The organism is Pedobacter chinensis, from assembly GCF_003339865.1.
GTDB classification, from domain to species: Bacteria; Bacteroidota; Bacteroidia; order Sphingobacteriales; family Sphingobacteriaceae; genus Pedobacter; species Pedobacter chinensis.
In genome coordinates this window covers 770230-783537 of record NZ_QPKV01000002.1, presented here as the reverse complement: position 1 = coordinate 783537, position 13308 = coordinate 770230, and the positions used below count along the sequence as shown (strand labels likewise).

General features: G+C 36.8%; 9 protein-coding genes. 4 read left to right on the top strand and 5 right to left on the bottom strand.

The features are described from left to right. Window positions 1–24: 24 nt before the first annotated feature. The 3 genes from DU508_RS04645 (at window position 25) to DU508_RS04635 (ending at window position 3939) form a co-directional block, all read left to right on the top strand. Entirely contained in the window at window positions 25–1140 is a 1116-nt protein-coding gene (locus DU508_RS04645; RefSeq protein WP_115401644.1) for a glycoside hydrolase family 76 protein, read from the top strand. 1391 nt (window positions 1141–2531) lie between these two features. Then, entirely contained in the window at window positions 2532–3011 is a 480-nt protein-coding gene (locus DU508_RS04640) for an Lrp/AsnC family transcriptional regulator (protein WP_115401643.1), read from the top strand. Between the two features lie 4 nt (window positions 3012–3015). Beyond that, window positions 3016–3939 (top strand): EamA family transporter, encoded by a 924-nt coding sequence (locus DU508_RS04635; RefSeq protein ID WP_199562640.1) that lies wholly within the window; start codon window positions 3016–3018, stop codon window positions 3937–3939. Between the two features lie 2440 nt (window positions 3940–6379). On the opposite strand, the gene DU508_RS04630 is transcribed toward DU508_RS04635, so the two are convergent. From DU508_RS04630 to DU508_RS04610, 5 genes are all read right to left on the bottom strand, one after another. After that, complete coding sequence (locus tag DU508_RS04630; protein WP_115401642.1) at window positions 6380–7498, bottom strand: GNAT family N-acetyltransferase; 1119 nt, start codon at window positions 7496–7498, stop codon at window positions 6380–6382. A 75-nt stretch (window positions 7499–7573) separates the two neighbouring features. Continuing rightward, window positions 7574–7768: a hypothetical protein gene (locus DU508_RS04625; protein WP_115401641.1), complete on the bottom strand. Its 195-nt coding sequence runs from the start codon at window positions 7766–7768 to the stop codon at window positions 7574–7576. 87 nt (window positions 7769–7855) lie between these two features. Beyond that, window positions 7856–8422: an SMC-Scp complex subunit ScpB gene (gene scpB, locus DU508_RS04620; protein WP_115401640.1), complete on the bottom strand. Its 567-nt coding sequence runs from the start codon at window positions 8420–8422 to the stop codon at window positions 7856–7858. Between the two features lie 251 nt (window positions 8423–8673). After that, window positions 8674–11679: a ligand-binding sensor domain-containing protein gene (locus DU508_RS04615; protein WP_115401639.1), complete on the bottom strand. Its 3006-nt coding sequence runs from the start codon at window positions 11677–11679 to the stop codon at window positions 8674–8676. Next, window positions 11669–12454 carry a LytR/AlgR family response regulator transcription factor gene (locus DU508_RS04610; protein WP_115401638.1) on the bottom strand — a complete coding sequence of 262 codons (786 nt, stop codon included), beginning with the start codon at window positions 12452–12454 and terminating at the stop codon, window positions 11669–11671. Before DU508_RS04610 ends, DU508_RS04615 begins: the two co-directional genes overlap by 11 nt. A 122-nt stretch (window positions 12455–12576) precedes the next feature. Here DU508_RS04610 and DU508_RS04605 point away from each other — a divergent pair, with 122 nt between their 5' ends. Beyond that, the gene (locus DU508_RS04605; protein ID WP_115401820.1) at window positions 12577–13299 is read left to right on the top strand and encodes a ferritin-like domain-containing protein; all 723 of its coding nucleotides are present in this window, start codon (window positions 12577–12579) and stop codon (window positions 13297–13299) included. The last annotated feature ends 9 nt before the right edge of the window (window positions 13300–13308 follow it).

The window sequence follows — 13308 nt, the reverse complement described above, 5'->3', positions numbered from 1 at the left end:
TTCGCAGCTTTAAATGAAAAAGTTATGAATAAATTTCTAATAATGATGGTCGGGGTGTTGGTTTTGTGCAGCTGCAGCAAAATAAACGATGAGTACCGTTACGAGCAACCACAGGCAGTGGATTGGCAGGCGGCAGCAAATAGTAGTACAAACGCACTAATTGATCAATTCTGGAATAGTGAAGGATATTTTAATTATGGCAGTAATGGCTCAGATAAAGGATTTCAGTACTGGCCCAATGCACATGCGATGGATGTTGTGATTGATGCTTTCATCAGAACAGGAAACCAAACCTATAGTGGGTACTTTGATAAGTGGTTTACGGGAATAAGAGCTAAGAATGGAAATACATATTCCAATGTATTTTATGATGATATGGAGTGGAATGCACTTACCATGTTACGTCTTTATCAGGTCACCAAGGATGAAAAGTATTTAAATGCAGTAAAAACACTGTGGACCGACATTATCGGCGGCTGGAACGAAACCTATGCAGATGGAGGTGTTGCATGGATGAAAACACAACCTTATAGTAAAAATGCATGTTCTAATGGTCCGGCAAGTTTATTGGCAATCAGGTTGTTCAATGTCACCAAGGATGATCAATACAAACAATGGGCTGTTAAAATTTATGAGTGGCAGAAAAATACCTTGTTTGAACGCGCAAGTGGGGCAGTGTATGACAATATAAATGGCAACACAAATGTGATTAGCCAGGTAGCTTTAACTTATAATCAGGGAACTTTCATGGCATCAGCAGTTGAACTCTATCAGGTTACTGGCGATAAAGCTTATCTCAACGATGCGCAAAAAGTGGCTAATTATACATTGACCAAGTGCATTGATTCGAGTAATAATATATTGCGAAATGAAGGAGATGGAGACAATGCGTTATTTAAAGGAATCTTTATGCGGTATTTTATCATTCTTTTGCAACAACAGGATTTGAATGAAGCATACCGGACTAAATTCGAAACTTTTTTAAATAACAACGCTCAAATTGCGTGGACAAAAGGTTGTTTTCAGAAGACACTGCTTTTTGGTCCTTCGTGGAATGAACCGCCAATAGGCGAAGCGCAGCTTACCGCTCAGGCCAGTGCCTGTATGTTAATTGAAGCAAGAGCTGCATTTAAAAAATAGCTTTTTAACGGCGCCTTTTAAAGCGATTTGGTAAAAGATCATCTTTTTATCAAATCGCTTTTTTTGTTCCTGGAAAGATTGCTTCACTCCAATTCACAGGCTCTTTCTTCAGTTTGTTATAGAGGGAATATCAATAAAATTATTTTAAATTTTTAGTCTGTTGTTCGCAGAATACCGTCATCAACAGGGTAATCTTATTTGGTGTGTTTATTTGGCTTCCTCGCCGGAATGGCTCCTACCTTTTTCTTGACAAAAAGGTAGCCAAAACTCAAGGCCTGGAACTGATGTCGGATAAATTCGTTAAAGCTTTAAGCGCGGCAGCACAAGGCCCGAAGAAAAATCGGGCGTTCGCGCTGCCTTGGACAAAGGTGCCATTAAAGTTTCTGCAAAGGCTTTAACGTTTTCTCCTTCCATCATTTCCTATGCCGGTGAACAGGGTGCAGAAATCAGGCATCATCCATGAGTCGTCATTGCTGAGGGAGCGCAATGCGGTAATCTTATTTGGTACTTCCTTGCCGGAATGGCTCCTACCTTTTTCTTGACAAAAAGGTAGCCAAAACTCAAGGCCTGGAACTGATGTCGGATAAATTCGTTAAAGCTTTAAGGGCGGCAGCACAAGGCCCGAAGAAAAATCGGGCGTTCGCGCTGCCTTGGACAAAGGTGGCATTAAATTTCTGCAAAGGCTTTAACGTTTTCTCCTTCCATCATTTCCTATGCCGGTGAACAGGGTGCAGAAATCAGGCATCATCCATGGGCCGTCATTGCTGAGAGAGCGCAATGCGGTAATCTTATTTGGTACTTCCTTGCCGGAATGGCTCCTACCTTTTTCTTGACAAAAAGGTAGCCAAAACTCAAGGCCTGGAACTGATGTCGGATAAATTCGTTAAAGCTTTAAGCGCGGCAGCACAAGGCCCGAAGAAAAATCGGGCGTTCGCGCTGCCTTGGACAAAGGTGCCATTAAAGTTTCTGCAAAGGCTTTAACGTTTTCTCCTTCCATCATTTCCTATGCCGGTGAACAGGGTGCAGAAATCAGGCATCATCCATGAGTCGTCATTGCTGAGGGAGCGCAATGCGGTAATCTTATTTGGTAATGTAATCCCAACTGCAGCATTGGAAAGCTTGCTTCATTCCAATTTACAAGTTCTTTGTTAGTCTGCAATGACGAGAACTTCGCAGTTTGGGGCGGATGCTGACTGACGAAGTCGCCAGTATGATTATATAATCTCATTGGAGATCAATAACTTAATGAGTTCTAAAAATCTTAAAACATAAAATTCTTTAAATTTAACCTGATTCAGATTATTTATCATAATAAAATAATAATTTAGAATAAAATTCATAAATAGTAAAATAATAATGAATTTTATTCTAAATCTTTTTAATTTTATAGAATGGTAACCGAAAATAATTTTAGTCTGGATCATATCGATCTGGCTATTTTAAGACTCATGCAAGATCATGCCCGGATTTCTAATGTGGATTTAGCAAAGGCATTGGATATTGTTCCATCAGCAGTGTTGGAGCGGGTAAAAAAACTAGAGAAGAAAAACGTAATTACTCAATATAACGCCAGAATAAATCCAGTCGCACTCGATTTAAAGCTATTGGCTTTTATTTCGATGAAATCATCTCAGAGTCTGGGTTGCAGTGATACCGCAGAAGAACTGGCAAAAATTCCTGATGTACAGGAGGTTCATGTAATTGCAGGCGATGATTGCTTTCTTGTTAAAGTAAGAACAGCAGATTCTGCTTCATTAATGGCATTACTGCGTGATTCTTTTAGCAAAGTTCCAAATATTTTATCTGTTAAAACAACAATTGTACTGGAGACAGTGAAAGAACAGCAACAATTGGTAATCCCTGAAAAATAAACATATGACCAGTTTAAATAAAACAGCATTGCCGGTAATGGTTTACCTGGCTTTTGCAATTGTATATATTGTTTGGGGTTCTACTTACTTTTTCATTCAGAAAGCGTTGGTTGGTTTTCCGCCATTTATTTTAGGGGCTTTTCGTTTTTCTGTTGCCGGGATTTTAATGCTGGGCTGGTGTAAGATTAAAGGAGAAGAGATTTTTAATCTGAAAACCATAAAAATCGCTACGGTAAGTGGTGTTTTGATGTTGGGTCTTGGAAATGGAATTGTAATTTGGGTAGAGCAATTTATTCCTAGTGGTTTGGTGGCCATCATGGTAGCTTCGGCTGCCATCTGGTTTGTCATTTTAGATAAATCTAAATGGAAAGAGAATCTGAGCAACAAGTATATTGTATCAGGTTTAATCATTGGTTTTTTAGGCGTGGTACTTTTATTCAGTGATCAGATTGCCCAGGCAGTTGATAAGCCACAAAGTAATTTGCAGATTATTGGTATGGCATTACTTATTTTAGGACCTATTGCCTGGGCTGGCGGATCGCTTTATTCTAAATACCACCCAACAACAGGTAGTTCTGTTTCTGTAAATACAGGATGGCAAATGTTAATGGCCAGTATCGCCTTTTTGCCCGGAGGTTTTTTGAAATCAGAATTTAAATTATTAGATTGGGGAAGTATTCCACTTGATGCATGGTTATCTATCGGTTATCTTATTCTATTTGGTTCAATTGCAGCTTTTAGTGCTTATGTATGGCTGCTTAAGGTACGACCGGCCACACAAGTGAGCACTTATGCTTATGTAAATCCCGTGGTGGCGGTTTTGTTGAGTTTAACTTTTACCAATGAATTGATTGGCTTAACCCAGATTATTGGTTTGGTGATTATTTTGGGAAGTGTGCTTTTAATCAACCTGCCGAAGTATAAATAATATGTTTAAAGGCCTGCTCTTTTTCGTTTTAAGTGATTGAGAATTGTAATGAGTTTCAGTAGCGAAGGCTTTAAGATTGCCTTCGATGAACACTTGCGTGATTCCCATTCAATGCCATTGAGTTAAACTTTTTGTCATTCTGGGTGCAACGAAGAATCCCCTAATATTTCGGCAATTTTTTTGTTTTTTACCACCTGAGGCACCTAAGAAAACCTGAGTTAAATGTGGCAAAAAACTAGGTGTTTTTTACCTCTCCCTATCAATGGCAGTAGTGAAACTCATTTCAGTACCGTCCCTCTCCTTGAAGAGAGGGAGTTATTCGGTTGTGGTTTTAACCTTTTGTATAATATCATTGTTAAAGTTTGAATTATTGGTTTTCAGGCAAAGCTTTGTCTCTTAGAAAACCTAAGTTAAATGTGGCAAAAACTTAGGTGTTTTTTACCTCTCCTTATCAATGGCAGTAATAAAACTCATTTCAGTACTGTCCCTCTCCTTGAAGAGAGGGAGTTATTCGGTTGTGGTTTTAACCCTTTGTAAAATGCCATCGTTAAGGTTTGAAGTATTGGTTTTCAGGCAAAACTTTGTTCCCGCTCTTTAAGGAGAGGGATTTCATTATCCCAACAGAGAGCGTTACCGTTCATAGGGAGAGGTTTTGAAATTTGCTGTCGTTCTTTATGTGTTTAGTGTTTCGGCAATTTTTTTGTTTTTTACCACCTGAGACACCTAAGAAAACAATGTGGTAAAAACTTAGGTGTTTTTTACCTCTCCCTATCAATGGCAGTAGTGAAACTCATTTCCGTACTGTCCCTCTCCTTGAAGAGAGGGAGTTATTCGGTTGTGGTTTTAACCCTTTGTAAAATGCCATCGTTAAGGTTTGAAGTATTGGTTTTCAGGCAAAACTTTGTTCCCGCTCTTTAAGGAGAGGGATTTCATTATCCCAACAGAGAGCGTTACCGTTCATAGGGAGGGGTTTTGAAATTTGCTGCCGTTCTTTATGTGTTTAGTGTTTCGGCAATTTTTTTGTTTTTTACCACCTGAGGCACCTAAGAAAACCTGAGTTAAATGTGGCAAAAACTTAGGTGTATTAGGTGGTAAATCTTTAATTTGAAAAGCAACTTAGGATTAAAAACCAACACTAAAAATCTTTCAGTGCAAGCTGGAAGGTGTGTTTTTTACCTCTCCCTATGCATGGCAGTAATAAAACTCAGTTCAGTACCGTCCCTCTCCTTGAAGAGAGGGAGTTATTCGGTTGTGGTTTTAACCCTTTGTAAAATGCCATCGTTAAGGTTTGAAGTATTGGTTTTCAGGCAAAACTTTGTCTCTTAGAAAACCTGAGTTAAATGTGGCAAAAACTTAGGTGTTTTTTACCTCTCCCTATGCATGGCAGTAATAAAACTCAGTTCAGTACCGTCCCTCTCCTTGAAGAGAGGGAGTTATTCGGTTGTGGTTTTAACCCTTTGTAAAATGCCATCGTTAAGGTTTGAAGTATTGGTTTTCAGGCAAAACTTTGTCTCTTAGAAAACCTGAGTTAAATGTGGCAAAAACTTAGGTGTTTTTTACCTCTCCCTATGCATGGCAGTAGTGAAACTCATTTCATTACTGTCCCTCTCCTTGAAGAGAGGGAGTTATTCGGTTGTGGTTTTAACCCTTTGTACAATATCATCGTTAAAGTTTGAATTATTGGTTTTCAGGCAAAGCTTTGTTCCCTCTCTTCAAGGAGAGGGATTTCATTGTCCTGACGGAAACCATTACCGTTCATAGGGAGAGGTGTTGAAATTTGCTGTCGTTCTTTATGTGTTTAGTGTTTCGGCAATTTTTTTGTTTTTTACCACCTGAGACACCTAAGAAAACCTGAGTTAAATGTGGCAAAAATTAGGTGTATTCAGGTGTCTTAGGTGGTAAATCTTTAATTTGAAAAGCAACCTAAGATTAAAAAACAACATTAAAAATATTTCAGTGCAAGTTGGAAGGTGTGTTTTTTACCTCTCCCTATGCATGGCAGTAATAAAACTCAGTTCAGTACCGTCCCTCTCCTTGAAGAGAGGGAGTTATTCGGTTGTGGTTTTAACCCTTTGTAAAATGCCATCGTTAAGGTTTGAAGTATTGGTTTTCAGGCAAAACTTTGTCTCTTAGAAAACCTGAGTTAAATGTGGCAAAAACTTAGGTGTATTCAGGTGTATTAGGTGGTAAATCTTTAATTTGAAAAGCAACCTAAGATTAAAAAACAACATTAAAAACCTTTCAGTGCAAGCTGGAAGGTGTGTTTTTTACCTCTCCCTATGCATGGCAGTAGTGAAACTCATTTCAGTACCGTCCCTCTCCTTGAAGAGAGGGAGTTATTCGGTTGTGGTTTTAACCTTTTGTGAAAGTTCATCGGGAGGGGTTTTGAAATTTGCTGTTAATACTGAGTGCAATAGAAGAAATAAATTAAATTCAAGCATTAAAAAATTTTCCGCATCGTTAAATGCTTCTTCCCGAAAGTTGCACCGGTTGCTTTATGAATGGCAAGCATTTGCTCATTAAAATCTCCAACCCAGCTTAATTCGAGTTCTTTATATTGATTTTTTGGAAGAACATATTCTCCCAAACGAATGAAAAGAACTGATTCAAGGCCGTGTTTTTGGAATTTAGGTTTTGTGCCCATTACAATGGCGCGCATGCGTGTAACACCTACCCAGCGGCGATAAGCAAATTTTAATTTTTCTATCAGGCCAAGCCTGCCGTTAAAACCTTTGATCATTTGGTTGGCATCAGGAATTAAAACCACAAAAGACGCAGGCTCTCCATTAAAATAAGCGAATTGAATCAAATGCTCATCCATAATGGGTTCCATGCTTTTAAAACTTTCCTGTAAGGTTTCTTTTTTAATTGGAACGAAGTTTTCAAAATCCTGCCAGCCATCATTGTAAATTTCCATTAAATCGCTAATGTACTTTTCCGCATTTTTTTTATTGAAATATTCAAAAGTATAGCCTGGCTTATTTCTTACCCAATTTGCAATTTTGGTAAAACGTTCCGGAAATGGAATGGTTAAATTGATGTGATTGGTTAACTGTTCATATTCAGTTACAAAACCGTAAGCATCGAAAAATTTCTGGTAGTAAGGGAAATTATAATTCATTCCAAATGATGGAGGCGTAAATCCATCAACCAATAATCCCCAAAAAGAATCGTTTTCCCCAAAGTTTATTGGCCCATCCATGGCGCTCATACCATTTTCAGATAACCATGCTTTGGCAGTATCCAATAATAAAAAAGCAGCTTTTTCATCATCAATACATTCAAAAAAGCCCATGCCACCGGTAGGTTGTTCATAGTTAAAGGCTTTCTTTTCATTAATGAAAGCTGCAACCCGGCCAATTAAATGCCCTGCATCATCTTTTAAAACCCAACGCGAGCATTTGCCATGATTAAAGAAATTGTTTTTTTTAGGATTGAAAACATTTTCAACTTCACTATCTAAAGGACAGATCCAGTTTTTATCGTTTTTATAAAGAATTTTAGGAACCGTTAAGAAATCTTGTTTAAGTGATGTATTGCTTACTGGTATGATTTGCATGGGCAGATTTTAAAATTAAAAAGCATCCTACCAAGCGGAGGGATGCTTTTTCAAATATATGGTTTTTTTTAATGATTAGTAATCGTCGTCATCGTCATCGAAATTATCGAAATTATCAAGATCATCTAATGGCAGATCGAAATCATCTTCATCATCATCATCCAGAGGTTTCTTTTTCGTCGTTTGAATATCGTCATCTTCAAGATCATCATCTTCATCTACCTGTTTTTTGGTAGTTGGCTTAGTAGGGAGTTTCTTTGGCGCTTTCATAACACAAAAATAAAAATTGCTTTTATAGTTTAAAAATACAAAAAAACTTTTTTTAATAACAGCCTGAAATCAAATAAAATAAATTATTTATTCAATGTTTTCTCCCACCGTGTTTTCCTCTTTGGCGATATCTTTCAGCTGTGGAAGCTGATTTAAATTGTTTAAGCCAAAATAATCCATAAATATGGAACTGGTACTGTAAAGAATCGGCCGGCCAGGTGTTTCAGCTTTTCCATCAATGCTAATCAATTCTTTTTCCAATAACCGCTGTACAGAGTAATCGGAGTTAACCCCTCTGATTTGTTCGATCTCCAGTTTGGTTATGGGTTGACGGTAAGCAATAATGGCCAAAGTTTCCATAGCTGCCTGACTTAATTTTTTCTTTGACCGGTGTAACTGAAGTTGATTAATCGTTTCATGGTAGTCTTTTTTGGTTAGAAACTGATAACCTTTATTCAGGTATACAAGTTCTATTGCAAAATCATCACTGCTGTATTTTTCTTTAATGAGATCCAAACTTTCGAAAACCTGGGTTTCTATATATTCTTCTTCAAAAGCTGCATTTAAAGCCAGCAGAATTTCCTGTACACTAATGCTTTGAACCGACGAGAATATAAGGGCTTCAATGTGCCTGGTAATATGAGATTGGGGCATATACAAAAATATAATTTTCGGACATAAAAAAAGCGGTCTCGCTTTTAAAAAACAAGACCGCTTTCAACACACAAATGAAACCTGAATTAAGATATAGCTTTAGGTTAGGTTATTAAATATCTATATCAATTCTATAAGAACGTTTTGATAAACACTATCGTTTATTTCTAACACAAGTTTAAGGCTAAAGGGAATGCGGTGTAAGTTATATTTAGTGAGTGGTATTAATAATTGAGTAAACGGTAAAATTCTTATTTTAAAGGGATAGAAATGGATACAATTGTACCGTTTATAGTCTTTTGTTTAACATCAAGGTGTATTGGTTTTGCTCCAATCTGACCTAAAAGATTTAATCTTTCTTTGGTAAGCTGCATGCCTTTACTGTTATGGGTTCCTTTTTTCTCCTTTAAAGAATTTTCGATTCCAATTCCATCATCTATAATTTCTATATTTAAATAGTCTTCCTGCTGAATTTTAATGTTAATCTGAATCTCTCCGCCTGTTTCCTTTGGCATAATGCCATGCCAAATGGCATTTTCCACATAGGGTTGCAATAACATCGATGGGATTAGTGTTTCTTCCTTATCAATATTTTCATCAATGTGGATGACATATTTCAGCTTATCACCAAATCGATTTTTCTCTAATTTTAAATAGAGATTTAAATATTCGAGTTCTTCTTCTAAAGTGATGTAACTTTTGGTGCAAATCTCCAGATTTTTTCTGATCAAACGGGCAAAACCTGTTAAAACCCGATTTGCCGAAGCTGTATTTTGTGTGTTAATGTAATGCTGAATGGAATTCATCACGTTGAAAACAAAGTGCGGATTCATCATTGCCTGCAGGGCCTGTTGCTCGAGCATTAAAACCTTGTTTTTAAGCAATAATTGTTCTTGCTCCTTATCTTTTTGTTTTCGGGTAATGTACACGGCAACTTTATAGAAAATATAAGCCACGAGTAAAATTAAGATAGACAGAAACCACAGGCTTTGCCAGAAATGTTTTTTGATGGTAAATGAAATTTTTGCTGATGGTCCCCAATTTCCGTTCTGGCTTTTCGCACTTACTTCAAAAATATAATCTCCGGATTGCAGAGAAGAGAAATCCAGGCGACGGGTCCTGGTCTCCACCCAGGCAGAATTTTCATTGAGGCGGTAACGGTAAGTAATATCGCTTGTGGTAAAATCTACAGCGCTGAACGTAAATAAAATGGTGTTGTTGCCGGTTTCAAAAGTGAAATTACTTTGATTTACAGGCAAACGTTCATTATCCTTTATGATAGAGGTTACATAAACTTTGGGCAGATTTCTGCTGATGTTTTTATTGTTGTATTTAAACAGGATTAAACCTTTGTTTGTAGCAAAATAAGCGGTGCTGTCATCGATAAACAGGTTATTAATATCGTCACTGAGCAGATCTTTCCCATAATCGAAATTGGCTACGCTTGGCTTTACAGGATAATCGGCAATTTTATTTACTCCTTTATTGGTGAGTACCCAAATCTCATTATTCTTGACAAAAATTTTGGTGCAGATATTAGTCGTCAATCCATCTTTTTGAGTAATTTGCCTGGCAATTTGATTGTTTTTGTAGAAAATGAGGCCATAGCCATCAGTTGCCAGAATCAATGTTCCATCCTGCAGCTGTTGAATATCATTTATACGCCTGGTTAGCAGGGGATGCTTTTCAAAATGTTTAATTAATCTGCCTTTTGAAAACTGAGATAAACCATTGATATTGGAAAACCATAAATTTCCTGAACTGTCATAAAAAACATGATAGGAGCGATCTTTAAAAAAATCTTCTTTTTCTTTGTACTTGAGGGAGTTAAATTCGAAATTATTTAAGCGATCTGACAGGAAAACCACTCCTGATGAAAGTGCCAGGGCAAGATGATTACTGTGTTCATCAACACTGAAGTGCTTAATAACGAACATGGAATTATTAGCTTCCTTTAAGTAATTCACTTCACTCGTAGTGTAATAAATATGTTTAAAAACACCCATTCCAAAATCTGAAGAAAAGTAAATGGCTTGATTTTTTGGATCGTAACTGATCTGCTTTATGGTTTTGTATTTCTTAAAATCATCTAATCCAATTTCGTTTACCTGATAATTATCAATTGTTAAAACATCAATTACAGCATCATCAGTGCCCAGCCATAATCTGTTTTTACCATCCTTGGTAATGCTTTTGATCACATTGCTGCTCAAGCCTGATTCTGCATCGATAATTGAAAGCCTGTTGTTTATATTCGGTAACATGTAAATGCCAATGTTGGTGGCGAACCACATGTTATGGTTGCTATCTTTCATTACCTGATTTACCGAAATATCCTGAAGATACTGAACGGTTTTCCCGTTTTTATCCAGTGCAAACGAGCCGTTTGCATTAGCTATCCATACTTCTTTTGCTGTTTTATCATAATAAAAATAGCCGGACATGTTTTTAATCAGGTTCTGTGGAATGGCAATCATATCATTGATCTTTCCCTGTTTAAACTCTTTTAAGCCATTTTTATCTAAATACAACAATGATTTGTTTGGCGTGTTCACAGCTGTCATGTAGGAAAGCGGCTGCACATTTGATTTTAGAATGGAAAACGTTTTCCCATCAAATTTCTGAACGCTTAAATCGCTGTAAGCATAAATATTTCCCTGCTCATCTTCATGGATAAAAGCATTTATAAACTTATCATTTGGATTGGGAGAAATATATTTTCTAATCGTTTTTCCATCCCAACATGCGATTAGATTTGAGTTTGTTCCTAACCAGATTCTTCCTTGTTTATCCATCAGGAAAGAAACTATGACGGTATTAAAACTTAATTTTTTAAGGAGTTGACTGTTGTCTCTGTTGTAGAATTTACCATCCTGTAAATAACTCAGCTGGCCATTTAATGCAAAAAACCAAATTCTTCCATACTCATCTTCCTTCATTTGGAGAATTTGTGTGTCTGGCAATCCATCTTCTATGGCAAAATTCTGAAAGTTTGTTCCATCAAAACGGCTTAAACCATTATCGGTTGCTATCCAGATAAAACCCTTTTTATCCTGCAAAATATAGTAACAGTTATTGCTTGCCAGGCCATTTTTTGAGGTATAATGGGGTAAATAGGTTGTTTGCGCTGAAACTTTTTGAATGGTTAATGAAAGGGAAATCAAAAATAAAATGGCAAGGAGAATGCCTGTCCTGAATATTAGGATTGAAGCTTTAACAGCTTTTTTGTGGTCTGCCTTTGCACAATTAATGATCACTGCCTGCTTTTGTAAATAATTTTATTTTCTCAAAAAAATCGCTTGCTCTTCTTCGGGAAATATTGATGCTTTCTCCGTTTTTTAAAAATACCTGCAATCCGTTTTTGGAGTTGTACTCTTTTAAATGATTTAGATTGATGATGTTTGATTTATGTATTCTCACAAACTGATCTGTAGGTAATAATTCTTCAAACTCTCTTAAAACCTTTGAAACGGTTATCTTTTCCTGACTACTTAAATGCACTATTGAATAATTGCTATCAGCCTCAATATAAATAATATCATCAACATCTATCATTTTAAAACCTTGTCCGTAGGGAAGGGTAAGTTTTCTGATTTCTGATTTAGAGGTTAAACTGGATGCAAGATTGCTTATTCTATCATCGTTTCCAAGCTGGTTTTTAAACAGGTTAATGTGTTGTGAAACTTTCTCAACAGCAGTTTTTAACTCATCAATATCAATAGGTTTAAGGAGATAATCCAATGCATTGGCTTTAATGGCTTTTAGTGCGTATTGATCGTATGCTGTAGTAAAAATCACGGCTGCATTGTGCTTTTGTGCATCGGGCACCAAGTCGAATCCGTTTCCGCCTGGCATGGCTATATCCAGGAAAATCAAATCAATAGGATGATGCGCCAAAATATCTTTAGCCTCTGATACGGATCTTGCAATGCCCGTAATTTCTACTTCCGGGCAATTTTGTTGCAGCAAGAAAAATAATGATGAACGTGCAAACTCTTCATCATCAACGATAATGGCTTTAAGTACTGTCATAGTAATAGGTTTGTGAATGTATCAAAATCGATTTATAAAAAAAAATGTAAAAGAAAAAACCAGATCAGGAATTGTCACGTATGTATCATCAAACGAATACAAAAACCCTAAACATAGTCACTATGAAAAACAATGAACTAGAAACAAAAAATGAACTTCAAGATGAAAGTTTATTTAATGGCTCGCTGGGCAGAAGATCATTTCTTCAATACGCAGGAGCAAGTGCAGCGGCTTTGGCATTGGTAGCTGCCGGTTGTAGAAAAGATCGCAATTTTGGCGATATAAGCGGTGGGGCTACACTTGATTTTAAAGATGATTTTGGTGTGCTAAATTATGCTTATGCATTAGAGCAATTAGAGGCAGCATTTTATATTCAAGTTGCATCTAATCCACCATCAGCATTTTCAGCAACTCAAAAAGCTTATTTCCAGGATGTGCAGTTTCACGAGATTGCTCACAGAGAATTATTTAAAAAAGCTTTAGGAACAGCTGCAATTGGAAGTTTAGAGGTAAATTTTTCGGCAATTAACTTTTCTGATGCTGCGAGTGTTTTAGCTACAGCAAAAACTTTCGAAGATTTAGGCGTATCTGCTTACAATGGGGCAGGCGTAAGATTAAAAGATGCCAAATACCTTGTTTTAGCTGGCCAGATTGTTTCTGTTGAAGCCCGCCACGCTGCATATGTAAGAGATCAGATTTCTAACGGCAGTTTCGCTGATTTAGGAAGCCTTAGTGCATTTGGTGCTGTAGATGCAAACGGTTTAGATGCATCTTTAACACCAGATAAAGTGTTGCCTTTAGCTGCACCATTTATCAAAACAAAAATTAACGTTATCAACCTTTAATCTTTAAAC